At 65.5% G+C, this 24,847-nt stretch carries 19 protein-coding genes; 9 read left to right on the top strand and 10 right to left on the bottom strand.

Features of this window, described 5'->3' with window-relative positions:
* Positions 1-9 precede the first annotated feature (9 nt).
* From AC1DN9_RS18230 to AC1DN9_RS18220, 3 genes are all read left to right on the top strand, one after another.
* A complete protein-coding gene (locus tag AC1DN9_RS18230) occupies positions 10-549 on the top strand; it encodes a septation protein A (protein ID WP_478102616.1) in 540 nt (179 codons plus the stop codon).
* Entirely contained in the window at positions 546-809 is a 264-nt protein-coding gene (locus AC1DN9_RS18225; RefSeq protein WP_478102614.1) for a BolA family protein, read from the top strand. The genes AC1DN9_RS18230 and AC1DN9_RS18225 overlap by 4 nt, the downstream gene beginning before the upstream one ends.
* Before the next feature lie 112 nt (positions 810-921).
* On the top strand, positions 922-1,707 hold the full coding sequence (locus AC1DN9_RS18220) for a foldase protein PrsA (protein ID WP_478102612.1): 786 nt from the start codon (positions 922-924) through the stop codon (positions 1,705-1,707).
* Positions 1,708-1,939: 232 nt separating this feature from the next.
* Here AC1DN9_RS18220 and AC1DN9_RS18215 read toward each other — a convergent pair whose 3' ends face one another.
* Both AC1DN9_RS18215 and purL read right to left on the bottom strand, forming a co-directional pair.
* Complete coding sequence (locus AC1DN9_RS18215; protein ID WP_478102611.1) at positions 1,940-2,452, bottom strand: methyltransferase family protein; 513 nt, start codon at positions 2,450-2,452, stop codon at positions 1,940-1,942.
* Positions 2,453-2,533: 81 nt separating this feature from the next.
* Positions 2,534-6,532: a phosphoribosylformylglycinamidine synthase gene (gene purL, locus AC1DN9_RS18210; protein WP_478102609.1), complete on the bottom strand. Its 3,999-nt coding sequence runs from the start codon at positions 6,530-6,532 to the stop codon at positions 2,534-2,536.
* A gap of 157 nt (positions 6,533-6,689) precedes the next feature.
* Between purL and map the strand changes: the two genes are divergently transcribed.
* Together map and AC1DN9_RS18200 are read left to right on the top strand one after the other, a co-directional pair.
* The gene (gene map / locus AC1DN9_RS18205) at positions 6,690-7,520 is read left to right on the top strand and encodes a type I methionyl aminopeptidase (protein ID WP_478102608.1); all 831 of its coding nucleotides are present in this window, start codon (positions 6,690-6,692) and stop codon (positions 7,518-7,520) included.
* Between the two features lie 29 nt (positions 7,521-7,549).
* Positions 7,550-10,135 (top strand): [protein-PII] uridylyltransferase, encoded by a 2,586-nt coding sequence (locus AC1DN9_RS18200; RefSeq protein WP_478102607.1) that lies wholly within the window; start codon positions 7,550-7,552, stop codon positions 10,133-10,135.
* A 10-nt stretch (positions 10,136-10,145) separates the two neighbouring features.
* Here AC1DN9_RS18200 and AC1DN9_RS18195 read toward each other — a convergent pair whose 3' ends face one another.
* The 3 genes from AC1DN9_RS18195 to AC1DN9_RS18185 are packed head-to-tail and all read right to left on the bottom strand — an operon-like array spanning position 10,146 to position 13,233.
* Positions 10,146-11,204 (bottom strand): amino acid ABC transporter permease, encoded by a 1,059-nt coding sequence (locus AC1DN9_RS18195; RefSeq protein ID WP_478102605.1) that lies wholly within the window; start codon positions 11,202-11,204, stop codon positions 10,146-10,148.
* Entirely contained in the window at positions 11,201-12,205 is a 1,005-nt protein-coding gene (locus AC1DN9_RS18190) for an amino acid ABC transporter permease (protein ID WP_478102603.1), read from the bottom strand. Before AC1DN9_RS18190 ends, AC1DN9_RS18195 begins: the two co-directional genes overlap by 4 nt.
* Positions 12,202-13,233: an amino acid ABC transporter substrate-binding protein gene (locus AC1DN9_RS18185; protein WP_478102601.1), complete on the bottom strand. Its 1,032-nt coding sequence runs from the start codon at positions 13,231-13,233 to the stop codon at positions 12,202-12,204. The genes AC1DN9_RS18190 and AC1DN9_RS18185 overlap by 4 nt, the downstream gene beginning before the upstream one ends.
* Before the next feature lie 161 nt (positions 13,234-13,394).
* Here AC1DN9_RS18185 and AC1DN9_RS18180 point away from each other — a divergent pair, with 161 nt between their 5' ends.
* Entirely contained in the window at positions 13,395-13,799 is a 405-nt protein-coding gene (locus AC1DN9_RS18180) for a DoxX family protein (protein ID WP_478102599.1), read from the top strand.
* 14 nt (positions 13,800-13,813) lie between these two features.
* On the opposite strand, the gene def is transcribed toward AC1DN9_RS18180, so the two are convergent.
* From def to smc, 5 genes are all read right to left on the bottom strand, one after another.
* Positions 13,814-14,353, bottom strand: a complete 540-nt coding sequence (gene def, locus AC1DN9_RS18175; protein WP_478102597.1) for a peptide deformylase — start codon at positions 14,351-14,353, stop codon at positions 13,814-13,816.
* 27 nt (positions 14,354-14,380) lie between these two features.
* Entirely contained in the window at positions 14,381-14,779 is a 399-nt protein-coding gene (locus AC1DN9_RS18170; protein WP_478102595.1) for a hypothetical protein, read from the bottom strand.
* Positions 14,780-14,875: 96 nt separating this feature from the next.
* Positions 14,876-16,963: an NAD-dependent DNA ligase LigA gene (gene ligA, locus AC1DN9_RS18165; RefSeq protein WP_478102594.1), complete on the bottom strand. Its 2,088-nt coding sequence runs from the start codon at positions 16,961-16,963 to the stop codon at positions 14,876-14,878.
* 24 nt (positions 16,964-16,987) lie between these two features.
* Entirely contained in the window at positions 16,988-18,082 is a 1,095-nt protein-coding gene (locus AC1DN9_RS18160; protein ID WP_478102592.1) for a cell division protein ZipA C-terminal FtsZ-binding domain-containing protein, read from the bottom strand.
* Positions 18,083-18,176: 94 nt separating this feature from the next.
* On the bottom strand, positions 18,177-21,692 hold the full coding sequence (gene smc, locus AC1DN9_RS18155) for a chromosome segregation protein SMC (RefSeq protein ID WP_478102590.1): 3,516 nt from the start codon (positions 21,690-21,692) through the stop codon (positions 18,177-18,179).
* A gap of 104 nt (positions 21,693-21,796) precedes the next feature.
* Between smc and AC1DN9_RS18150 the strand changes: the two genes are divergently transcribed.
* Genes AC1DN9_RS18150 through AC1DN9_RS18140 form a run of 3 tightly spaced genes read left to right on the top strand, consistent with a single transcriptional unit; the run spans position 21,797 to position 24,615 of the window.
* Entirely contained in the window at positions 21,797-22,549 is a 753-nt protein-coding gene (locus AC1DN9_RS18150; protein WP_478102588.1) for a hypothetical protein, read from the top strand.
* Positions 22,550-22,573: 24 nt separating this feature from the next.
* Positions 22,574-23,875 (top strand): esterase/lipase family protein, encoded by a 1,302-nt coding sequence (locus tag AC1DN9_RS18145; protein WP_478102586.1) that lies wholly within the window; start codon positions 22,574-22,576, stop codon positions 23,873-23,875.
* A 47-nt stretch (positions 23,876-23,922) separates the two neighbouring features.
* Complete coding sequence (locus AC1DN9_RS18140) at positions 23,923-24,615, top strand: P-loop NTPase family protein (RefSeq protein WP_478102584.1); 693 nt, start codon at positions 23,923-23,925, stop codon at positions 24,613-24,615.
* The last annotated feature ends 232 nt before the right edge of the window (positions 24,616-24,847 follow it).

Here is a 24,847-nt window from a genome sequence, read left to right as displayed (position 1 = left end):
CCCCTGACCATGAAACTGATCCTCGATTTCTTCCCGATCCTGCTGTTCTTCGGCGCGTTCAAGCTCTACGACATCTACACCGCCACCGGCGTGCTCATGGCCGGCACGGTCATCCAGATGGCGATCATCTGGTTCACCGAACGCAAGCTGCTGCCGATGCAGAAGGCCACGCTGGTGCTGATCCTTCTTTTCGGATCGCTCACGCTGGCACTGCACGACGACCGCTTCATCAAGTGGAAGCCGACGGTGCTCTACGGTGCCATGGCGGTGGCGCTGGCCATTGCGCTGTGGGTCTTCAAGAAGAACTTCCTCAAGATGCTGCTCGGCGCGCAGCTCGAGCTGCCCACGCACATCTGGGGGCGGTTGAATGTGGCCTGGATCGCCTACTGCGTGTTCATGGCAGTGCTCAATGGCTACGTGGCCGCGTATTTCAGCACCGAGGCGTGGGTCAACTTCAAGCTCTGGGGCTATGTGTTCCCGATCGTCTTCCTGGTCGCGCAGGGCTTGTATATCTCGCCCTACCTCAAGTCCGACAAGCCTGCTGCATGAGCCTTCCGACATCTGCGGATCTCGAAGCGAGTCTGCGTGACGCGCTTCAGCCGACCCAACTCGAAGTGATCGACGAAAGCGCCGCGCATGCCGGTCATGCGGGCGCCAATGCGGATGGCTACGGCACTCATTTCCGCGTCCGCATCGCCTCGCCGTTGTTCGCCGGCAAGCCCCGCGTGGCGCAACATCGGCTTGTGTATGATGCGCTGCAAGTTTTCATCGCACGGGGTCTTCACGCGATTGCCATCGAAACGCTTTGAAGCGCTTTGATCACACCTGCCGCCCCGTGCGGCCAAAAATTCCCCCTTTTCATTTCAGCGCTTTTTTCACTCGCGCCTTCGCGCGCTTCCCTCCAGGACCGAGGCTCCCCCTATGAAGAAACAAATCTTGCAGGCCTTCGCGGCCGCCGTGCTCCTTGGCGCGGTTCCCCTCGCGGCGCTTGCGCAGAACGCGGCCATCGTCAACGGCAAGCCGGTGCCGAAGGTACGCATGGACGTGCTGGCACAGCAGCTGGCCGCCGCCGGCCGTCCGGTCACGCCGGAAATGCAAGGGCAATTGCGCGAAGAAGTGATCACCCGCGAAGTGTTCATGCAGGAAGCGCAGAAGCAAGGCCTCGACTCGACCGAGGACTACAAGAACCAGCTCGAACTCGCGCGCCAGGCCATCCTGATCCGCCAGCTGTTCGACAACTATCGCAAGACCAACACCGTTTCGGACGCCGACGCGCAAGCCGAATACAACAAGTTCGCTGCAGCCAACAGCGGCAAGGAATTCAAGGCACGTCACATCCTGGTCGAGACCGAAGACCAGGCCAAGAAGATCCTCGCCGACCTCAAGAAGGGCGCCAAGTTCGAGGACGTCGCCAAGAAGCAGAGCAAGGACCCGGGATCGGGCGCCAACGGTGGCGACCTGGATTGGGCTTCGCCGTCGAGCTTCGTGCCTGAGTTCTCCGAAGCCATGGTCAAGCTCAACAAGGGTGAGACCACGGCCGCACCGGTCAAGACACAGTTCGGCTATCACATCATCCGCGTTGACGACATCCGCCAGGCACAGCTGCCGAAGTTCGACGAAGTCAAACCGCAGATCATTCAGCAACTGCAGCAGCAGCGTCTGCAGAAGTACCAGGAAGAACTGCGCGCCAAGGCAAAAGTCGAGTAACTGGCTCTCCCCCAGGTTGGCTCACTTCGTGTAGCCGCCCACCCCCTCGCCGGGGGCAACACCAGCGGGCCGGCGGAGCCGGTTCCGCGGTGTTTCTGGAAGGAAAAAGCGGCCCTCGCCACCTTCGGGTGGCTCGGAGACCGCTTGCCCGGCCTTGAACGTGACGCGCGCGACGCGATTGCCGTGCGAATCGCGATGCTGGACGACGACGCGCACGCAGCGTTCTTACCACCTACCCGCGCCATGGGGTGATGCGCGGTAACCATCGCCTCACGTTCGCCCGGTAGCGCTTGTACTCGTCGCCGAACTGCTCGCCCAGTGCAGGCTCTTCGTAGGCGACAACGAACAAGAAGAATCCGGCCCACACGATCGCGCCGTACTCCAGCACCGTGACGCTCCCGAACAGGAGGCCCTGGCCGGCGATCAACGCCGTGACTGCGACGTACATCGGATTGCGGACGTAGCGATAGAGCCCGGTGACGACGAGGCGCTTGGGAGGCATTACGGGCGCCGGTGTGCCGAGGCCCTGCAACGCGAAGCGAGCGAACGAATCGAGCAAGATGGGCAACCCGGCAACGATCAGGGCGGCGCCGAGCACGCGCGCGATCGGGAATAGCGGAGGCGCGAAGTGCCAGTGCGTGAGGTACCAAGGGACGTACACGGCGAGCGTGCCCGGAGCGATGACCAGGAAGATCGCGGAACCGATGATCGCGGCGGCGCGCTGCACGATAGGAGCATATCTCAACGCCGCCGCGAATCGTGCGGATTGGGCGAGCGCTGGCGTCGCGTGATGTCCTGCGCGAGGGTGTAGTCGCGCTCTGGGCGTTCAGCCCACCCACTTTCTGGCGTTGCGCCAGATTCGCAGCCAGGGGCTGAACTCGCTCTTGTCGCCTGACGTCCAGCTCATCTGAATGTTGCGGAACACCCGTTCGGGGTGCGGCATCAGCGCGGTGAAGCGGCCGTCGGCGGTGGTCACCGATGTGAGGCCGCCTGCGCTGCCGTTGGGGTTGAACGGATAGCGTTCGGTCGGCTGGCCGTGGTTGTCGACGAAGCGCATCGCGGCGATGGCCTTGGCCGGATTGCCACGGTGCTTGAAGTTGGCGTAGCCCTCGCCGTGCGCAACCGCGATCGGCAGACGGCTTCCCGCCATGCCGGCGAAGAAAAGGCTGGGCGATTCAAGAATTTCGACCATCGACAGGCGCGCCTCGAAACGCTCGCTCTGGTTGGTCGTGAAGCGCGGCCAGTCTTCGGCGCCGGGAATGATGTCGGCCAATTCGGCGAACATCTGGCAGCCGTTGCAGACGCCCAGACCGAAGGTGTCGGTGCGCCCGAAGAAGCCCTTGAACTGATCGGCCAGCTTCGGGTTGAAGGTGATGCTGCGCGCCCAGCCGATGCCGGCACCGAGCGTGTCGCCATAGCTGAAGCCCCCGCAAGCCACGACGCCCTTGAAGTCCGCCAGGTCCGCCCTGCCCGTCTGGAGGTCGGTCATGTGCACGTCGAAAGCCTCGAAGCCCGCTTCGGTGAAGGCGTAGGCCATCTCGACGTGCGAATTGACACCTTGCTCGCGCAGGATGGCGACCTTCGGTTTCGCAAGTTTCAGGAATGGCGCGGCAACGTTGTCTGCGACACCGTCCGCCAACAGCACGTGCGCGCCCGGGTCCTGCGAATCGCCGGCCGCGGCATGTTCGGCGTCGGCGCAGTCCGGGTTGTCGCGTTCGCGGCAGATCTTCCAGCTGACGGAATCCCAGACCTGATGCAGATCAATGAGGTTGGCGCTGAAGACGGCCTTGGCGTCGCGCCACACTTCGATCTTGCCCTTGCCGGCGTCCATGGTCGACGCATCAGGCCGGGTCTTGCCGACAAAATGGCTGTGGGTGCTCAGGCCGTGGGCACGCAGGGTCTGCATGACCTCGTTGCGCTCCGACGTGCGCACTTGCAGCAGCATGCCAAGCTCTTCGTTGAAAAGGGCCTTGAGCGTGAGTTCCTCGCGGCGTGCGCTGACCTGGCCGGCCCAGTTCTTGGCGTCGCCGTATTCGGCGCGGCTGTCGCTGATGCCGTCGCCTTCAGTGACCAGCAGGTCGACGTTCAGCGCCACGCCGACATGGCCGGCAAAGGCCATTTCGCAGGCCGCGGCGAACAGGCCGCCGTCGCTGCGGTCGTGCATGGCGAGGATCTTGCCCTCGGCGCGCAGCGCATTGACTGCCGCAGCCAGCTTGACCAGGTCTAGCGGATCGTCCAGATCGGGCACGATGTCGCCGCTCTGTTCCAGCGTCTGCGCGAGGATACTGCCGGCCATGCGGTGCTTGCCATGGCCGAGGTCGATCAGGACCAGCGTGCTGTCGGCCTCTTCGGCATGGAGTTGCGGCGTGAGGGTGCCGCGCACATCCGCCAGCGTGGCGAATGCGGTCACGATCAGGCTCACCGGCGACGTCACCTTCTTCTGGGCGCCGCCGTCCTGCCATTGGGTGCGCATCGACAGCGAATCCTTGCCGACGGGAATCGAGATGCCTAGCGCAGGACACAGCTCCAAGCCGACCGCCTTGACGGTGTCGTACAGCGCGGCATCTTCGCCGGGCTCGCCGCAGGCCGCCATCCAGTTGGCCGACAGCTTGACGCGCGACAGCTCGATCGGCGCAGCCAGCAGGTTCGTGATGGCTTCGGCCACCGCCATGCGGCCGGAGGCCGGTGCGTCGATGGCCGCGAGCGGCGTGCGCTCGCCCATGCTCATTGCCTCGCCGGCAAAACCCTTGTAGTCGGCCAGCGTCACGGCGCAATCGGCCACCGGCACCTGCCAGGGTCCGACCATCTGGTCGCGGTGGCTCAACCCGCCGACCGTGCGGTCGCCGATGGTGATGAGAAAACGCTTGGAGGCAACGGTCGGATGCGACAGCACGTCGATGGCTGCTTTCTGCAGATCCACGCCCGTCAGGTCCAGGGGCTTGAAGCGACGCTCGACGGTCTTGACGTCGCGCAGCATCTTGGGCGGCTTGCCGAGCAACACGTCCATGGGCATGTCGACGGGTTGCGCATCGGCGCCTTCGTCGCCGACCAGCAGCTGGCGCTCCTCGGTCGCAACGCCGACCACGGCAAACGGGCAGCGCTCGCGTTCGCAGAACGCGCGGAACCGGTCGAGCGACTCGGGCGCAATCGCCAGCACGTAGCGCTCCTGGCTCTCGTTGCACCAGATTTCCTTGGGCGCCATGCCGGACTCTTCGAGCGGCACGGCGTGCAGGTCGAAGCGCGCGCCGCGCCCGGCGTCGTTGGTGAGCTCGGGGAAAGCGTTGCTCAAGCCGCCTGCGCCGACGTCATGGATAGCGAGGATCGGGTTCGCATCGCCTTGCTGCCAGCAATGGTTGATGACCTCCTGCGCCCGACGCTCGATCTCGGGATTGCCGCGCTGCACCGAATCGAAGTCCAGCTCGGCCGCGTTGGCGCCGGTCGCCATCGAACTCGCCGCGCTGCCGCCCATGCCGATGCGCATGCCGGGGCCGCCGAGCTGGATCAACAGCGCGCCGGCCGGGAACTGGATCTTCTTTGTCTGGTCGGCATCGATGCTGCCCAGGCCGCCCGCAATCATGATGGGCTTGTGATAGCCGCGCTGCACGGTGTCGCCATCGCTGCCCACGGCCTGTTCGTACTCGCGGAAGTAGCCGAGCAGGTTGGGCCGGCCGAATTCGTTGTTGAACGCGGCGCCGCCGAGCGGGCCCTCGGTCATGATCTGCAGCGGGCTCGCGATGTGGTGCGGCTTGCCGTAGCTGCCGTCCTTCGGCCACAGCTTCGACACCGTGAAGCCGGTCAGGCCCGCCTTGGGCTTGGAACCGCGGCCGGTGGCGCCTTCGTCGCGGATTTCACCGCCGGCGCCGGTCGAAGCGCCGGGAAACGGCGAGATCGCCGTCGGGTGGTTGTGCGTCTCGACCTTCATCAGCACGTGGCTCAGCGCGTCCTGCTTGGCGTAGCTGCCGGAATCCGATGCGGCAACGAAGCGCTCGATCCGCGTGCCTTCCATGATCGAGGCGTTGTCGGTGTAGGCGACGACGGTGTGCTGCGGGTTCTGGCGCTCGGTGTGGCGGATCATCGAGAACAGGCTCTGCGGCTGCGGCTGGCCGTCGATGATGAAGTCGGCGTTGAAGATCTTGTGGCGGCAGTGCTCGCTGTTGGCCTGCGCGAACATCATCAGCTCGACGTCGCTGGGGTTGCGCCCCAGGCGGGTGAAGGCGTCGACCAGGTAGTCGATCTCGTCCTCCGCCAGCGCGAGGCCGAAGGTCCTGTTGGCCTCCACCAGCGCGGCCCGGCCGCCGCCCTGCACGTCGACCTGCGCCATCGGCTGCGGCGGCAACTCGGCAAAAAGACCGGCGGCCTGGTCGAGCCGGGCCAGCACGGATTCGGTCATGCGGTCGTGGAGCAGATCGGCGACCGCCGCGAGCTTGTCGCCTTCGAGCGTGGCGGTCTTGCCCAGCGCCTTGTCTAGCAGGGGCGACTTCAGCGCCAGGTGGTATTCGGTGACGCGCTCGACGCGGCGGAGCGCGAGCCCGCAGTTGTGCGCGATGTCCGTGGCCTTGGATGCCCAGGGCGACACGGTGCCCAGGCGGGGCGTGACGACGACTTTCAGGCCGGCCTTGGCAGGCGCGACGAAGGGCTCGCCATAGCCCAGGAGCGCCGCGAAGCGCTCGCGCGCCGACGGGTCGATCGCAGCGTCGGTGACGACCAGGTGGACGAAACGGGCGCTCAGGCCCTCGATGCGCGAATCGACGGCCTGGAGGCGCGGCAGCAGTTGCTGCGCCCGGAATTCGCTGAGCGCGCTGCCGCCCTCGAAGAAAGTCACCACGGGAGCAACGGAATGGAGGGGCGGTTTCACGGGCAACGTCACGTTCGGATCGGCCAGTCGGCCGCGTTGGGAATGAAGAGAATGAGGCGGCAGCCGCTGACTGGGGCCATCCGCGCTAACCCTGAATTTTAACGTTCCGAATGGGATAATTCCGGCCATGAGCATTACCTACAAAGACGCCGATGGCGTGGCCGGCATGCGCGTGGCATGCCGCCTCGCCTCCGAAGTGCTGGACTACATCACCCCCCACATCAAGCCCGGCGTCACCACCAACGAGATCGACAAGCTCGCGCACGACTACATCACGCAGGTCCAGGGCGCGATCCCGGCGCCCCTGAACTACATGGGCGCCAGCACCGTGCCCTACCCCAAGTCGATCTGCACCTCCGTCAACCATGTCGTCTGTCACGGGATCCCGAATGACAAGCCGCTCAAGAAGGGCGACATCATCAATTGCGACATCACCGTCATCAAGGACGGCTGGCACGGCGACACGAGCCGCATGTTCGTCGTCGGCGACGCCTCGATCGCGGCGAAACGCCTCTGCACCTTCACCTACGACGCGATGTGGCACGGCATCGTCAAGGTCAAGCCGGGTGCTCGCCTGGGCGACATCGGCTTCGCGATCCAGCGTTTTGCCGAAAGCAACGGCTTTTCGGTGGTGCGCGAGTTCTGCGGCCACGGCATCGGCCGCGGCTTCCATGAAGAACCGCAGGTGCTGCACTACGGCCGGCCCGGCACGCTCGAAGAACTCAAGCCCGGCATGACCTTCACCATCGAGCCGATGATCAACGCGGGCAAGCGCGAGATCAAGGAAGACGCCAAGGGCGGCCAATACGACGGCTGGACGATCGTGACGCGCGATCATTCGCTGTCGGCGCAGTGGGAGCACACGGTGCTTGTCACCGAGACCGGCTACGAGGTGCTCACGCTCTCGGCCGGCAGCCCGCCGCCGCCCGCTTTCGTCACCGCCACCGCCGCGGCTTGACGTGGCATCGGCCTCCCAGGGCTGCCACAGTGGACATTTCCTCGTTGCGTGACGCCTACCGTACCCACAAGCTGGCCCTGTTCGACCAGCTCCGCAGCGCCCGCGCGCCCGCACGCAGCGTGCACACGGTGCTGCGCCAGCTCGCCGCGCTGGCCGACGAAACACTGAGCGCGCTGTGGGCCGACGCCGGTTTCGGCAACCAGTTGGCGCTGGTCGCGGTCGGCGGGTTCGGACGGGGCGAGCTGTTCCCGTATTCCGATGTCGACGTGCTGCTGCTGCTGCCCGAAGGCCACGGAGAGGACATCGAACCAGGCCGTCTCGAAGCCTTCATCGGCCATTGCTGGGACGCGGGCCTCGAAATCGGCTCCAGCGTACGCACGGTGTCGGAATGCCTCGCCGAAGCGGCGAAGGACGTCACCGTACAGACCTCGCTGCTCGAATCGCGCCTGATCGTCGGCGACAAGAAGCTCTACGCGACGTTCCGCAAGAGCTTCTTCGCGGCCATCGACCCGCAGGCCTTCTTCACCGCCAAGTCGCAGGAAATGCGGCATCGGCACCAGAAGTTCGAAAACACGCCCTACGCGCTCGAACCCAATTGCAAGGAATCGCCAGGCGGCCTGCGCGACCTGCAGACGATCCTCTGGATGACCAAGGCCGCGGGCTTCGGCAACCGCTGGGATGACCTCGCCAAGAACGGCCTGGCCACCACTTTCGAGATTCAGCAGATCAAGCGCAACGAGGCGCTGCTGAGCCTGATCCGCGCCCGCCTGCACGTGACGGCCAACCGCCGCGAAGACCGCCTGGTGTTCGACCTGCAGACCGCCGTGGCCGCGACCTTCGGCTATGTCGGCGAATCGCAGCGCATGGCCAGCGAAGCGCTCATGCGCCGCTACTACTGGGCGGCCAAGGCGGTCACACAGCTCAACCAGATCCTGCTCCTGAACATCGCCGACCGTCTCCAGCCGCAGTTCGAGGAACCGACGCCCATCAACGAGCGGTTCTACGAAAAGGCGGGGCTGATCGAGGTCGCGAGCGACGATCTCTACCTCAAGGATCCGCACGCGATCCTCGAGACCTTCCTGCTCTACCAGAAGACGATCGGCGTCAACGGTCTGTCGGCGCGCACGCTGCGGGCGCTCTACAACGCGCGCCATGTCATGGACAGCAAGTTCCGCAACGACCGCGTGAACCACGCGACCTTCATGCGCATGCTGCTGCAACCGCGCGGCATCACGCATGCGCTCCGGCTCATGAACCAGACGTCGGTGCTGGGCCGCTACCTGCGCGTCTTCCGCAGCATCGTGGGGCAGATGCAGCACGACCTGTTCCATGTCTATACGGTCGACCAGCACATCCTGATGGTGGTCCGCAACGTCCGGCGCTTCTTCATCGCCGAGCATGCGCACGAATACCCGTTTTGCTCACAGCTCGCGGCCGGGTGGGACAAGCCGTGGATCCTCTACATCGCGGCGCTGTTCCACGATATCGCCAAGGGCCGCGGCGGTGACCATTCGACACTGGGCGCGCGCGACGTGCGGCGCTTCTGCCGCCAGCACGAGATTTCGCGCGAGGACGCCAAGCTCATCGAATTCCTCGTCGGAGAACACCTGGTGATGAGCCAGGTCGCGCAGAAGCAGGACCTGGGCGACCCCGAGGTGATCGGCGCCTTTGCCAAGCGCGTGGGCAACGAGCGCTACCTGACGGCGCTCTACCTGCTCACCGTCGCGGACATCCGGGGCACTTCACCGCGCGTCTGGAACGCGTGGAAGGGCAAGCTGCTCGAGGACCTTTATCGTCTGACCTTGCGCACTCTGGGCGGCCGCATGCCCGACCCGGGCGCCGAGATCGAGTCGCGCAAGCGCGAGGCCCTCGTGCAACTCGCGCTGCACGCGGAGCCCCTGGATTCGCACAAGGCGCTCTGGGAAACGCTCGACGTCGGCTACTTCATGCGCCACGACGCGTCGGAGATCGCCTGGCATGCCAAACAGCTTTCGCGTCACGTCCCGCATCCGGGCGTGCCCATCGACCCGCGCACGCCGCCGGTGGTCCGGGCCCGGCTGTCGCCGGTTGGCGAAGGCTTGCAGGTCGCGGTCTATACGCCCGACCTGCCGGACCTGTTCATGCGCATCTGCGGCTATTTCGACCAGGCATCCTTCAACATCCTGGATGCCAAGGTGCACACCACGAGCAACGGTTTCGCGCTCGACACCTTCCAGGTGATCACCACCTTCATTCCGGAGCACTACCGCGACCTCATCAACATGGTCGAGGCCGGGCTGACCAAGACGCTGAGCGAGGCGGGTCCGCTGCCCACGCCAAGCAAGGGCCGCGTCTCGCGCCGCGTGCGCAGCTTTCCGATCAAGCCGCGCGTCAGCCTCCTGCCGGACGAGAAGGCGCAACGCTGGCTGCTCAGCATCTCGGCCAGCGACCGCGCGGGCTTGCTTTATTCGGTCGCACGCGTGCTGGCCCGGCACCATCTCAATCTGCAGCTTGCCAAGGTTTCAACCTTGGGCGAGCGTGTGGAAGATACCTTCCTGATCAGCGGGCCGGAATTGCAGGGCCAGCGGGCGCAAGCGGCGATCGAGACGGAACTGCTGGAGGCGTTGGCTTCCTGAGGAGTGGTCTCTAAACCCTCCCCGTGGCCAGCCGCCGCTCCAGCCACACGCTGTACCTCGACAACCCGAAGCACAGCACCCAGTAGACCAGCGCGATGAAGAGGTAGCCCTCCAGGTAGAACGGCCGCCAAGTGGGATCGCCGCCGAGGGCAAGCCCCAGCGCGCCGGTCAGCTCGAACAAGCCCACCACGGTGACCAGCGAGGTGTCCTTCAAGGTACCCACCACGCTGTTCGTGAGCGCCGGAACCACGATCCGGAGCGCCTGCGGCAGCACGATGTCGCGCTGCACCGGCCAGCGCCCGAAGCCCAGTGCCATCGCCACTTCGGTCTGTCCGCGCGGCACCGCCTGCAGGCCGCCGCGAATGATCTCTGCAAGGTAGGCGGCGACAAACAGTGACAGCCCTGCAAGAACTCGAATCAGCACATCGGGCTGCCACCCCGCCGGCCAGAGCAACGGCAGCAGGAACGAGGCCATGAACAGCACCGAGATCAGCGGGACGCCGCGCACCAGCTCGATGTAGGTCGCGCAAAGCGTGCGCACGGCCGGCCACTGCGAACGCCGCCCGAGCGCAAGAGCCAGCGCCAGTGGAAATGCGAGCGCCAGTCCGACGACGGCCAGCCCGATGGTGAGGGGCAATCCGCCCCAGCGATTGGTGGGCACGGGATCCAGTCCGAAAATGCCGCCGCGCATCAGCACCAGGAATAGCGCCAGCGTCACGAGCCACACTGGCAGCAGCCACCACCGCCAGGTGCGCGGCCAGGCGCTCAGCATCGTCGTCGCGGAAAGCACGGTGACAGCGACCGCCGGCCTCCACTGGTCTTCGTAGGGATAGCGCCCGAACACGATGGGCCGCCACTTCTCGGCGATCACGCCCCAGCAGGCGCCGTGCTGCACGGCCCGGCAGGCTTCGGCGTCCGGGCGAAACACGGCATGCAGCACAGCCCAATCGATGAGGTGAAAACCCGCCCATCCGAACAGGAAGATGAGCGCAACCGTCGACGCCGCGCGCAGCGGTGATCCCCACAGCTCCGCGCGCCATGCGACGGGCGATCGGACCGTGCCGCTCATCGCCATCCCCGGAGTGCGACACGCGCGTTGTAGCGGTTCATTGCGGCGGAAATGAGCAGCGACAGCCCGAGGTAAATCACCATGATCACCGCGATGCATTCGAAGGCCCGGCCCGTCGAGTTGATCGAAGTGTTGGCGATCGAAACCAGTTCCGGATAGCCCACCGCGACGGCGAGCGAAGAATTCTTGGTCAGGCTCAGCAACTGATTGGTGAGCGCCGGCACGATCACACGCAGCGCTTGCGGCAGCACCACGATCCGGAGTTGCTGCCAAGGCGAAAGCCCGAGCGCCTGCGCCGCCAGTTTCTGCCCCTGTGAAACGGACGTGATGCCGGCACGCACGATCTCCGCGACGAAAGCTGCCGTGTAGAGGGCCAGCGCGATCACTACCGCGAGGTATTCCGGGCTCAGCGCCGCGCCGCCGCTCACGTTGAAGCTGCCACGCTCGGGCCATTCGAAGTGGCTCGGCCACCAGCCGCCCTCGTCGCTCACCGGCCACGGCATCGAAAGACCGCCCTTGCTGAGCCAGAAGCCATTCGCCAGCTCGAGCGGTTCGGTCGAGTCCGGCAGCAGTTGCGTGAGCGCGAAGTACAGCATCAGCAACTGCACCAGCAGTGGCACGTTGCGGATCGTCTCGACGTACGCGCCGCACAGGCCACGCACCAGCACGTGCGGCGCCAGGCGGCCGATGCCCAGCAGCGTGCCGAAGACGACCGCGACGACAGCAGCGGGAATCGCGGCGCGGATCGTGTTGATCAATCCCGCCAGAAAGGCGCGCCAGAATGGCTGGCCCGCGTTGAAATTCAGCCACCCTTCGGAGATCTCGAATCCCGCCGGCTGAAGGAGAAAGTCGAATCCCGAGCGCACGCCGCGCGCCCGGAGCACCTCGAGCGCATGGTGGACCAGCAAGAAGGCGCCACCCACGACCGCCGCGATCAGCACGCCCTGTACCGCCCAGGCGAACCAGACGGCGCGGCGCCCGCTGGCCGCCGGCCGACTCATCGGACCGGCAATCCGTACATCAGGCCGCCCTTGTTCCAGAGGTTGTTGGCGCCGCGGGGCAACTTGAGCACGGATTTCGGACCGACGTTGCGCTCGAAGACTTCGCCGTAGTTGCCCACGGCCTTGATGGCCCGATAGGACCAGTCCTTGTCGAGACCCAGCAACTTGCCGAGGTCGTCGCTGGTGCCGAGCAGCCGCTGCTGCGCCGGGTCCTTGCTGTTGGCCTTCAGATCGTCGATGTTGGCTTGCGTGATGCCGAACTCCTCGGCCTCGATCAGCGCATTGGGCACCCACTTGGCAATCGCGAACCATTCGTCGTCACCGCGGCGCACCAGGGGCGCGAGCGGCTCCTTGGAGATCAGTTCAGGCAGGATGACATAGTCGTCGGGGTTCGGCGCTTCCTTGTTGCGCAGGCCGGCCAACGCCGAGGTGTCGGTCGTGAACGCCTGGCAACGGCCGGAGAAAAATGCCTTGAACGAGGCCTCGAAGCTCTCGAACACGACGGTCTTGACAGGGATGTTCTGCGCCTTGAAGTAGTCGGCGACGTTCTTCTCGTTGGTCGTGCCGGCCTGAGTACAAATCGTGGCGTTCTTGAGTTGCTTGGCGCTTGTCACCTTGATCTTCTTGGGCACCAGGAAGCCTTGACCGTCGTAATAGGTGATCGTCGTGAAATGGAAGCCGAGCGATGCGTCGCGCGTCAGCGTCCATGTGGTGTTGCGCGCGAGGATGTCGATCTCGCCCGCCTGCAGCGCGGAAAAGCGCTGCTGCGAGTTGAGCGGAACGAACTCGACCTTCTTGCCGTCGCCGAGCACGGCCGCTGCGATCGCGCGACAGGTGTCGACGTCGAGGCCGGACCAGTTGCCCTGCGTGTCGGGCGCGGAGAAGCCGGCGACGCCGTTGGTCACGCCGCACTTGACGCTGCCGCGTTGCTTGACGGCGTCGAGCGTCTTGCCGGCAAACGCCGGCGCGGCAATGAAAGCCAGGGCGGCGGCGGCGGCGGCAAGCGCCGGGCGGAAACGTTGGTTCATTCGGAGACCCTCTTCATTGTTGGAAATAGCTGCAGCGGGCAGTTTACGAGGCAGGTGAGAGTCTGCCAAAGAACCGCGGGTTGGATGCACATTCGCGAAACGCTCATCGACATCGAACACAATCGGGGCCTTTTTATCCGACCAAAGAGGATTCCTCGTCCATGATTCGTTCCGATGACACCGGCAAGCTCGTTCTGCGCGTGGCGCTCGGCGTGCTCATTCTTCTTCACGGTATCGCCAAGCTCAGCGGCGGCATCGGGTTCGTGTCGAACCAACTCGCTGCACATGGCCTCCCGGGCGCATTGGCCTATTTAGTGTTCATCGGCGAGATCCTGGCGCCGGTGCTGCTGATCGCGGGGATCTACGCGCGCGCGGCGGGCTGGATCGTCGTCATCAACATGCTGTTCGCGATCTGGCTGGTGCACACGAAGACCCTGTGGGCCCTCGGAAACACCGGTGGCTGGGCGCTCGAACTGCAGGGCATGTACCTGTTCGGCGGGATGGCAGTCGCCTTCCTCGGCGCCGGACGATTCAGCGTCGCCGGCAGCGGCGGTCGGCTGAACTGATCAGGCTGAACTGATCAGTCGTCCTCGCCCGCATCGAGGCCTGGAAACAGGACCTCGGTGAAGCCGAAGCGCGTGAAGTCGCGCACCCGCATCGGGTAGAGCTTGCCCAGCAGGTGGTCCACCTCATGCTGGACGACGCGGGCATGAAAGCCGCTCACCGTACGGTCGATCGGATCGCCGTACGGATCGAAGCCGGTGTAGCGGATGTTGGCGAAGCGCGGCACCACGCCGCGCAGGCCCGGCACCGACAGGCAGCCTTCCCAACCCTCTTCTTCCTCATCGCCGATGGGGGTGATGACCGGATTGATCAGCACCGTGCGCGGCACGAGCGGCGCATCCGGATAGCGCGGATTCACCGCGTCGGTGCCAAAGATCACGAGTTGCTGATCGACGCCGATCTGCGGCGCGGCCAAGCCCGCGCCATTGACCGCGTGCATGGTTTCGAACATGTCGTGGATGAGCAGATGCAGTTCGTCGGTATCGAAGGCTGCGACCGGCTGCGCGACGCGCAGCAACCGGGGATCGCCCATTTTCAGGATTTCGCGGATGGCCATGGCGGGATTATCGCGAGGCCACCACGCTCAGGCGCGGCGGCCTCCGCCGAACCCCCGCCCCCCGCCTCCGCCCGGTCCCCGACCAGGACCGAAGCCGCCATTGCCCCAGCCCCCGTGACCCCAGCCGCCCTGACCCCAGCCCGTGTGACCCCATCCGCCGTGACCCCAGCCCCCACGACCCCAATAGGGATATCGCCCGCCGCCGTAGTAGCCGGACCCGTAGAAGCCCCCGATGAAGACGGAGGGTCCGCCCCACCCCCAGTAGGGATACGAGGCCGGATAGGAATACGGATAGGAATAGTAGGGGTAGGCCCCCGAATACACGGCGCCGTTGTAGTACGGCCCCGCCGGGTACGCCACGCAACCGCTGAGCAAGGCAGCCCCGCCGATCACGATACAAGCGCCAATAAGACGAATTCGATTCATGAGGACTCCTGGTCGCCACGCATCCGTTCAACGTCGGATCATCCGCCTTGTTGACAGGGCTTGCCAGGAGCCTTGTAAAGCCACCGTCGGGCCCGTTCAGGTGGCCGCTTGAAGGATCTCCAGCATCTGCGCCTCGTCGATCACCGCCACGCCGAGGTCGCGCGCCTTGTCGAGCTTGCTGCCCGCCTCGGCGCCCGCGACGACATAGTCGGTCTTCTTGCTGACGGAGCCGGCCACCTTGGCGCCGGCAGCCTCCAGTTTGTCCTTCGCCTCGTCGCGGCTCAGCGTAGGAAGCGTTCCTGTGATGACGAAAGTCTTGCCCGCCAGCGGCTTCAGCGCCCGCGCGGCCGGCTCGCCCTCTTCCCAGTGAAGGCCGCAGGCGCGCAGTTGCTCGACCACCTCACGGTTGTGCGGCTGGTCGAAGAAGGTCCGCAAGCTCTGCGCCACCACCGGGCCCACGTCGTTGACTTCGAGCAATTGCTCTTCGGTCGCGTCCATGATCGCGTCGAGCTTGCCGAAGTGCTTGGCGAGGTCCTTGGCGGTGCTCTCGCCCACGTGGCGGATGCCGAGGCCGAACAGGAAGCGCGGCAAGGTGGTCTTCTTCGATGCCTCCAGCGCATCGACGATGTTCTTCGCCGACTTGTCCGCCATCCGGTCCAGGCCGGCCAGCGTCGACAAGCCCAGCTTGTAGAGATCGGGCAGCGTCCGGATCAGGTTGGCATCGACCATCTGTTCCACCAGCTTGTCGCCCAGACCCTCGATGTCGAGCGCGCGCCGTGCCGCGAAATGCAGGATCGCCTCCTTGCGCTGGGCGCCGCAGAAGAGCCCGCCCGTGCAGCGGTAGTCGACTTCGCCCTCTTCGCGCACCGCATCCGAATCGCAGACCGGGCATTTGTGCGGCATGGTGAACACCGGCCCGCGTTGGTCGTCCGGCCTGGCTGCGCTCTCCGGCAGCACGCCGACGACCTCGGGAATGACGTCGCCGGCGCGTCGCACGATGACGGTGTCGCCTACCCGCACATCCTTGCGGCGCGCCTCGTCTTCGTTGTGGAGCGTGGCATTGGTCACTGTCACGCCGCCGACGAACACGGGCGCCAGCTTGGCCACCGGCGTCAGCTTGCCGGTGCGACCGACCTGCACTTCKATCGCAAGCACCTCGGTCAACTGTTCCTGCGCCGGATACTTGTGCGCCACCGCCCAGCGTGGCTCGCGCGAGACGAAGCCGAGTTGCCGCTGCAACTCGAGGCTGTCGACCTTGTAGACGACGCCGTCGATGTCGTAGGGCAACGCATCGCGCTGACGGCCAATCGTCTCGTGGAAGGCGATCAGCTCCAGCGCGCCGCGCGCCCGGGCGGTCTGCGAGGCCACCGGGAATCCCCAGGCATCGAATTGCTGCAGCCAATCGAACTGCGTCGGCCAGTTCGGGCCACCCTGCTCCGGCGGCGTGACCTCGCCGAGCCCATAGGCAAAGAAGCTCAAGGGGCGGTTCGCCGCAATCGCCGGGTCGAGCTGGCGCACCGCGCCCGCCGCTGCATTGCGCGGGTTCACGAAGACCTTTTCGTTCTTCTGGCCGGCCGCGATCTTTTCGCGCTGGCGCTCGTTGAGCGTGTCGAAATCGTCGCGCCGCATGTAGACCTCGCCCCGGACTTCCACGACCGGCGGAATCTCGGACGCCTTGCCATGCAACCGGAGCGGAATCTGCTGCACCGTGCGGATGTTCTGCGTGACGTCCTCGCCGATTTCACCGTCGCCGCGGGTCGCGGCCTGCACCAGCACGCCGTTTTCGTAGCGCAGGTTCAGCGCCAGGCCATCGAACTTGAGTTCGCACACGTATTCGACCTGGGGTGCATCTTCCGCCAGCCCGAGCTCCTTGCGAACACGCGCGTCAAAGGCGCTGGCGCCGCCGGGCGTGATGTCGGTTTCGGTGCGGATCGACAGCATCGGCACCTTGTGGCGAACCTTGGTGAAGCCATCGAGCGGCTTGCCGCCCACGCGCAGTGTCGGCGAATCCGGCGTGCGCAGGTCGGGGTATTCAGCTTCGAGCGCCTGGAGGCGCTGAAACAGCTTGTCGTACTCGGCGTCCGGCAACTCGGGTGCGTCGAGAACGTAGTACAGATGAGCGTGCCGGTGAAGCTGCTCGCTCAGCGCGGCGGCTTCGCGAGCCGCCTCTTCGCGCGTCGTCATGCGGGTCTCCCGAAGAGAAGGCGGTTAACTGAAAAGTCTGCGCGCCAGTGGCGATCCCGCCGAGAGGTCGCGCGAATCAAGCGTGTCGTAGAGCTGCAGGAGATCGGCGCCGATGACGTCCATGGTCTCGTCACGCAAGGGCTGGCCGTCGCTGTCGGTGACGACGCCATCCATTTCGCGTGCCAATGCGGCGGCGACCTCTCGCATGCGCTCGAAGGGCTGCTCCTCACGGCCGACCTGGGGCACATCCAGGCTCAGCGTGAGTTCGCGGATGGCCGATTGCGCGGGGTCGTCCGCCAGCGCCGCCTGCGTATCGAAGGACAAGCCCAGGATCGGCGGCAGGCCCGGTTCCGCAGCGGGAAGGACCATGCGCCCCGGAATCATGCCGGCCACGAAGCCCATCCGCGCGGCGTTCTGCTGCACATAACCCGGACTCCACGCGGCATGCCGCGCGCGAAGCACGAAGCTCAGTTGCGCATCATGCGTGCTCGCGAACTGGTCGAGTTCGCGCGCACGGCCGACCTCGTCGAGCATTTCCGGAAACTCGGGCGCACCGTTCACCGCGTCGGCGAAAGCCTGCGCCTTGACGACAAATTCGGAGTATTCGATCTCGTTGAGCGCGCCCGTCCGGTTGGCCAACTGCACCCCGACCTGGAAGGCGCCATAGCGCTGGCCCGGCACCGCCGGCTCCCAATTGCCCGTGTGTTCGTTGAGTCCTTCGACCGCGACCGGCTTGCTGCCGGCACGCCGCGTGGCGGGCATCGCGGCAATCGCGGCGTCGCCCGAGGCGAGACCTTCGAGCGATACCGGCGCGATCACGTCGATCAGCGGGTCGAGACCGCCGCGCCGGTCGGCCGTGGGTACGGGCAATGCAGCAGGCGCCGGCAGGTCCGGGTCGAACAGCGGTTCGTGCCGTTCGGTGCCGGGCAAGCGGTGCGGATCGACATGGAGCACGGGCTCCTGGCCGCCTTGCGACGACGCGTCCGCCTCGGGCGGCTCGGTGGCGCTGGCGTCGGGTTGCCGCGGCGCATTGCGGCGCGACATCCATGTGTTGTAGCCGACCACTGCGGCAAGGACGAGTCCGCCAAGGATGGCGAGGGCGACGGTGAGGCTGCTCATGGATGGCGCCGACTCAGACGCCGCCGGGCCGCCCCAAGGCGGCTGCGGCCCCCTCGGGGGGCAGCGACACACGAAGTGAGGAGCGTGGGGGCCATCATGCAGCTTCGACCATCGACACGGCCGATTCCATATCGACCGCCACGATGCGCGACACACCCTGCTCCTGCATGGTCACGCCGATCAGTTGTTCGGCCATTTCCATCGCGATCTTGTTGTGGCTGATGAAGAGGAACTGGGTTTCGCGGCTCATCGCGGTCACGAGTTTGGCATAGCGTTCGGTGTTGGCGTCGTCGAGCGGTGCGTCGACTTCGTCCAGCAGGCAGAAGGGTGCGGGGTTGAGCTGGAAGATCGCGAACACGAGCGCGATCGCCGTCAGCGCCTTCTCGCCGCCTGACAGCAGGTGGATGGTCTGGTTCTTCTTGCCCGGCGGCTGCGCCATCACCTGCACGCCGGAATCGAGGATCTCGTCGCCGGTCATCATCAGCCTGGCGTTGCCGCCGCCGAACAGCTCGGGGAACATGCGGCTGAAGTGCTCGTTGACGATCTTGAAGGTGCCGCCGAGCAGATCACGGGTTTCGGCGTCGATCTTGCGGATCGCGTCTTCCAGTGTGCCGATGGCTTCGTTCAAATCGGCGGACTGCGCATCGAGGAAGGTCTTGCGCTCGCGCGCGACAGCCAGCTCGTCGAGCGCCGCGAGGTTGACGGCACCGAGCGCTGCGACTTCGCGGTTGAGCCGGTCGATTTCGCTTTGCAGGCCGGTGAGGCGAACCTTGTCGGTTTCGATCGACAGCGCGACCGTTTCGAGATCTGCCTGCGCGTCGACCAGCAGTTGCTGGTACTGCTCGAAGCCGAGGCGAGCCGCCTGTTCCTTCAGCTGGAAATCGGTGATGCGCTGGCGCAGCGGGTCGAGTTCGCGCTCCAGTTGCAGGCGGCGCTCGTCGCTCGCGCGCAATTTGAGCGTCAGGTCGTCGTACTGGCTGCGCGCGGCGCCCAGCGCGCTTTCGCGTTCGAGCTTGAGCGACAGCGCATCCTGCAGCCCGGCCTGCGCGGCCGCGTCGGACAAGCGGCCGAGTTCGGCGCGTGCGCGCTCGTCTTCCTCGGCCAGCGAGACGGTCTGTTGCGTCGCTGTCTCGATGGCGCGGCTGAGTTCGCCGCGGCGCGCTTCGAGCGTGCGCTGCGCAAACGTTGCTTCCTGCGCCTGCCGTTCGAGGCTGCGATGTTGGTCGCGGCTCGCAGCCAGCGCACGGGCCGCTTCGATCACGCGCTCGTCGAGTTGCGCATGGCGCTCCTGACTGTCGGCAAGCTGCATGTCCAGCTCTTCGAAGCGTGACTCGGCGGCAATGCGCCGTTCCTGCAGCTCTTCGAGCTGGGCGACGACTTCGCCGAGATCGTTGGACAGTTGTTCGCTGCGCGCGCGTGTCTGTTCGGCCAATTGCGTCAGGCGCAGCGTCTCGACCTGGAGTTCGTGCGCACGCGACTGCGTGTCGGCCGCCTCGCGTCGGGCGGCGACGAGGCGCTGGGCCGCTTCGGCGTAAGCGGCCTCGGCGCGGGCCAGCGCTGTGCGCGATTCGTCGGCGATCAGCGTCTGGGCGCGCAACTGGCGCTCCAGGCTTTCCATTTCCTGCTGGCGCGCCAGCAAGCCGGCTTGCTCGGAATCCTGCGCATAGAAACTGACGCTGTGCGCGGTGACCGCATGGCCGCTCTTGACGTAGATCGCCTCGCCCGGCTGAAGCTTGTCGCGCTGGGCCAGGGCGTCTTCGAGCGTGTCCGCCGTATGGCAGCCGTGCAGCCACTCAGCGAGCAGCGCCTGCTGGCCGGCATCGCTCAGTCGCAGCAGGTCGGAAAGACGCGGCAGTGCAGCCGGGCCCGGCGGCACGGCTGCAACGGGTGGCGTATAGAACGCCAGCTTGGCGGGCGGCGCGTCGGCGCCGAATGCGCGGACCATGTCGAGCCGGCTGACTTCGAGCGCGCCCAGGCGCTCGCGCAGCGCCGATTCGAGCGCGTTTTCCCAGCCCTGTTCGATATGGATGCGGCTCCACAGGCCTTGCAGGCTTTCGAGGCCATGCTTGGCCAGCCAGGGCGCGAGCTTGCCGTCGGTCTTGACCTTTTCCTGCAGCGCCTTGAGCGCTTCGAGGCGAGCCGAGAGCTCGGCATGGCGCGCGCCTTCGGTATTCACGGCCTGCTGGCGCGTGCGACGGTCATCGTCGAGTTGCGGCACCGCTTCCTGCAAATCATGCAGCCGTGCATCGGCTTCGGTGGCGGCCTCCTGCGCGGCAGCGAACTGCTCCTGCAAATCGCGCAGTCGGGCCTCGTCGGGCGCCGCGAGCGCGTTCTGGTCGCTGCGCAGACGCTCGGCGCGCTGGTTGAGCTGGCGGCTCTGTTCTTCGATGTTGCGCTGGTCGGCGGCCAGCACCTGGATCTGCTGCTGGACCTGCGCGACCAAAGCACGCTGGGCATTCGCCTCGTTTTGCGCGCGTTGCTGGGCGTCTTCGAGCTCAGGCATGCGCGCGTCGTGCTCTTCGAGCTGCGCGGCCAGCAGTTCGGCTTGTTCTTCGGCGTTGATGCCTTGACCGGCAAGGGTTTCGATCTCGGTCTCGGCATCTTCGCGACGAGTGCTCCATTGCGCGATCTGCTCGCGCAGTTGCACCAGCCGTTGCTCCACGCGCTGCCGCCCTTCGACCACGAAGCGGATCTCGCCTTCGAGCCGCCCCACCTCGGCGCTGGCTTCATACAACTTGCCCTGCGCCTGGTTGACCTGATCGCCGGCGGAATAATGCGCCTGCCGCACGGTTTCGAGTTCGGCCTCGATGTGGCGGAGATCGGCGGTACGCGATTCGAGATCGTTGATCGCCTTCTCGGCATCCGCCTTGATCCGGCTCTGGTCGGACTCACTCTCGGTGCGCTTCAGGAACCATAGTTGATGCTGCTTGCGCGCGGCATCGCTTGTCAGCGTGTTGTAGCGCGCGGCGACCTCGGCCTGCTTCTCGAGCTTTTCGAGGTTGCTGTTGAGTTCGCGCAGGATGTCTTCGACGCGCGTGAGGTTCTCGCGCGTGTCTCCGAGGCGGTTCTCGGTCTCGCGGCGACGTTCCTTGTACTTGGAAACGCCGGCGGCTTCTTCCAGGAAGAGCCGCAATTCCTCAGGCTTGGATTCGATGATCCGACTGATCGTCCCCTGCCCGATGATCGCGTAGGCGCGCGGCCCCAGGCCGGTGCCCAGGAACACATCCTGGACGTCGCGCCGGCGCACCGGCTGGTTGTTGATGTAGTAGCTCGAATTGCCGTCGCGCGTCAGCACGCGCTTGACCGCGATTTCGGCGAATTGCGACCATTGCCCCCCGGCCCTGTGGTCGGCGTTGTCGAAAACCAGCTCGACGCTCGAACGGCTGGCCTGCTTGCGCGTGGTGGTGCCGTTGAAGATGACGTCCTGCATTGACTCGCCCCGCAGCTCGGAGGCGCGCGATTCGCCGAGCACCCAGCGCACGGCATCCATGATGTTCGACTTGCCGCAGCCGTTGGGCCCGACGACCCCCACGAGTTGGCCGGGCAAGAGGAAATTGGTGGGTTCGGCGAACGACTTGAAGCCGGAGAGCTTGATGGAATTGAGACGCACGACAGGTCGGCCCTAAGCCAAGGTGTTGATTTGTAAGGAGAATTCACTGGCCTGAATCCGGAGGACCGGCCGCCACCTGAGGGGAGGATGATAACGTGCGCCCCATGCGCGCCTCCCCCAGTTTTCCCCTGCTTGAACCTCGAATCTGGCGACCCGGAATCTGCGCCGCGGCCCTCGTGCTCTGCGGTTGCACGTCCACTCAACGCGCCGAGCCCTACAACAATCAGGAATGGCTCCAGACGGGCGCCAACCGCATCGCCAATCTGGCGCTGCGCGACAACATCCAGTCCGTCAAGCGCGTGCAGTTGTCTCTCTACCGTCGCAATCCGCGCGAATGGAAGAAGTGGGCAGCGAGCGCGGACGACGCCATCCAGCGCACCTGGGATGCCATTCAGCAAGAACAGCCCCTGCCCGATCTTCACGGGGCGACTGGCATCGACGCCATCCGGCTGGCCTTCGAGACCACCCCGAAGCCCTACGAGGGGGATCGCGTCGCAGCGCTGGTGGTGGGTTGGGCCTCGCTGCTCAAGCAGGCCAACGGCAACACCTGGGAGCAGAGCATGCTGGACGGCGTGAACGCCGAGAACAGCTTCCGCGCCGCGCGCAACGTCGAGATCTCGCTGTGGCTCATCGGCTCCAAGACCAGCCCGGATGGCAAGCCTCTGCTGCTGGCCACGGAAATCAGCGATCGCGGGCGCAATTTGCTGGTCGATCGTGAGCTCTCCAAGGTGGTTGCGCGCCTCGATCTGATGGCCGCACAGGCGGACGAAAAGTACCGCCGCGCGGCACTCGATTTCAGTCAGAACTGGCTTCTCGGCAGCCTGGGGCCGTTCTTTTCGATGGTGCCCAAGAATTAGGGCCTATCCAGGCCTGAGCACACCATGACGATGACGACCGCCAGGACGATTTCGCCAACGCTTCGCATCGTGCTGCTGGTGATGCTCTGCGCCATGACCGCTGGCTGCGCGCTCATCACGGCCGATCGGCAGATGAAGCGCATCCATGATGCCGTGTATTTCACGGGGACCGTCGAAACCGAGAAAGAGGCACGAGGGCCCATCGTGGTCGTGCTCTACAAGGTCGGCGATGAGCCACGGCCGATCTTTCTCGATGTGATTCCGAGAAGCCGCGGGGTCTATCACCTGGCGGCCCCGCCCGGCCAATATGGAATCCTGGCGTTCGAGGATGTCAATCGCGACATGCAGTACCAGCGCGGCGAGCCGGCGGCGCTCTATCAAGGCACGCCCTTGGCCATGGATGCCGTCAACGATCCGCCGACTGCTTCGACAGGACTCGGTCAGATCAGGATTCCTTTCGCCGCACCCACGGTCGCGCTGCCGGCCGTGTTCGACGCAGCCTATGCGGAGTTGGTGCGTCGACGGAACGAGGGATTCGGCGCGCAAGCCGCGATCGACGAAAAGCGTTTCTCCCCGCAAAAGGTGCGCGAAGGAATGTTCGCGCCGCTGCAGTTCATTGCCGAAGACCGGGCGGGACTCTTCATGCTCGAACCCTTCGATCCGAAACGGGTGCCGGTGATCTTCGTGCACGGCATTGGCGGATCGCCGCGCGATTGGGAAGAAGTCATCGACAAGCTCGACCGCACGACCTTCCAGCCATGGGTCTTCTACTACCCCAGCGGTTTTTCCATTGGCCTGTCGGCCATGATGCTCAACAACGCGCTCGATGAGTTGCACTATCGCTACGGCTTCGCCACCAGTGTGGTCGTCGCTCACAGCATGGGCGGATTGGTGACCCGCGGCGCCTTGAACATCATCCTGCGCGAGGGGCGCGTGCCGCCGGTCCATCATGTGATCACGATTTCCACCCCCTGGCTTGGCCAGGAGAGCGCGCGATGGGCGGGCATCGGGCCGACGCGTGTGCCGGGCTCGTGGCTCGACATGGCGCCCGGTTCGCCGTTCCTGCGCGAACTCCCGACGGTGCGGCGACCAGCAGACATCCGGTACACGCTCTTTTTCGGCTACGGCGGCCGGTCGCGCTTCGTGCCCGGCAGCAACGACGGTGTCGTTTCGCTGCGGAGCGTCCTCCCGCCCGATATCCAAAGCCGCGCCGATTTCACCTTCGGGTTCGACGAGGACCACAGCTCGATCCTCAAGTCGAGCGCAATGATCGACAAACTGCAGCAGCGCATGAAGGACGAGTTGAATCAGCTTCCGTCCCCCTAGAATCCTCCGGACCTTTCCATCCCTCCTCATCCCTCTCCAGGAACCTCATGAGCTCCCTCAACTTCATCGGCGGCGAAAAGGGCGGTGTCGGCAAGTCGGTCACGGCACGGGTCTTGGCGCAGTATTTCATCGACCACAGCAAGCCCTTCGTCGGATTCGACACCGATCGCTCGCACAGTTCCTTCACGCGCTTCTACGAAGGCTTCGCGTCCCCGATCGTGGTGGACAGCTTCGAGGGGCTCGACACGGTAGTGAATGGATTCGAAACCAATCCCCAGCAGAGCGTGATCGTCGACCTTGCGGCCCAGACGCTGGCGCCGCTGTCGCGCTGGATCAAGGAGTCGGACCTGTTCGACGTGTTCGCCGAACTCGGCGTCGCCGTCAACTTCTGGCATGTGCTCGACGATGGCAAGGATTCGACCGACCTGCTGGGCACGCTGATCGACACCTTCGGCAATCGGCCGAACTACATCGTGGTGCAGAACTACGGCCGCGGCAGCGACTTCGGGCTGCTGCTCGGTTCGCAGTCGCTGAGCAAGGCGACCGCACAGGGCGCGCGCGTGATCGCCCTGCCCCGCTTGCACGACGCGAGCATGCGCAAGATCGATGCGCGCAACACGAGTTTCTGGAAAGCGGTCAACGACCGCGAAGGGCCGCACGCGCTCGGGCTGCTCGAACGACAGCGCGTGAAAACGTGGCTGGCGACGGCTTACGGGGCTTTCGACACGTTGCCGTTGTAAAGCTCGCCCCCAGGTTGGCTCATTCCGTGTAGCCGCCCACCCCCTACCGGGGGCAACACCAACGGCCCGGCCGAGCCGGTTCCGCGGTGTTTCTGGAATTGGGCGCGCGGGATTTAGGCGCGCCGCCCACATCTCATTTTCTTGTCCGGGATATGCGTCTTTCGGGGCGCCGTCGTGCGCCTTGCGCGATCGCTGGGTGGCTGTCATGTCGCAACGCGACAACGCAGATGTG

This window comes from Variovorax sp. 05L425 (assembly GCF_056397705.1).
This window is presented reverse-complemented; position numbering and strand designations above follow the sequence as displayed.

Coding starts and splice junctions, on each gene's coding strand:
- AC1DN9_RS18225 (WP_478102614.1), top strand. CDS start 546: ATGAGCCTTCCGACATCTGCGGATCTCGAAGCGAGTCTGCGTGACGCG.
- def (WP_478102597.1), bottom strand. CDS start 14,353: ATGGCCATCCGCGAAATCCTGAAAATGGGCGATCCCCGGTTGCTGCGC.
- AC1DN9_RS18170 (WP_478102595.1), bottom strand. CDS start 14,779: ATGAATCGAATTCGTCTTATTGGCGCTTGTATCGTGATCGGCGGGGCT.
- AC1DN9_RS18220 (WP_478102612.1), top strand. CDS start 922: ATGAAGAAACAAATCTTGCAGGCCTTCGCGGCCGCCGTGCTCCTTGGC.
- AC1DN9_RS18145 (WP_478102586.1), top strand. CDS start 22,574: ATGACGATGACGACCGCCAGGACGATTTCGCCAACGCTTCGCATCGTG.
- AC1DN9_RS18230 (WP_478102616.1), top strand. CDS start 10: ATGAAACTGATCCTCGATTTCTTCCCGATCCTGCTGTTCTTCGGCGCG.
- AC1DN9_RS18185 (WP_478102601.1), bottom strand. CDS start 13,233: ATGAACCAACGTTTCCGCCCGGCGCTTGCCGCCGCCGCCGCCGCCCTG.
- map (WP_478102608.1), top strand. CDS start 6,690: ATGAGCATTACCTACAAAGACGCCGATGGCGTGGCCGGCATGCGCGTG.
- AC1DN9_RS18190 (WP_478102603.1), bottom strand. CDS start 12,205: ATGAGTCGGCCGGCGGCCAGCGGGCGCCGCGCCGTCTGGTTCGCCTGG.
- AC1DN9_RS18160 (WP_478102592.1), bottom strand. CDS start 18,082: ATGAGCAGCCTCACCGTCGCCCTCGCCATCCTTGGCGGACTCGTCCTT.
- AC1DN9_RS18195 (WP_478102605.1), bottom strand. CDS start 11,204: ATGAGCGGCACGGTCCGATCGCCCGTCGCATGGCGCGCGGAGCTGTGG.
- AC1DN9_RS18180 (WP_478102599.1), top strand. CDS start 13,395: ATGATTCGTTCCGATGACACCGGCAAGCTCGTTCTGCGCGTGGCGCTC.
- AC1DN9_RS18140 (WP_478102584.1), top strand. CDS start 23,923: ATGAGCTCCCTCAACTTCATCGGCGGCGAAAAGGGCGGTGTCGGCAAG.
- AC1DN9_RS18150 (WP_478102588.1), top strand. CDS start 21,797: ATGCGCGCCTCCCCCAGTTTTCCCCTGCTTGAACCTCGAATCTGGCGA.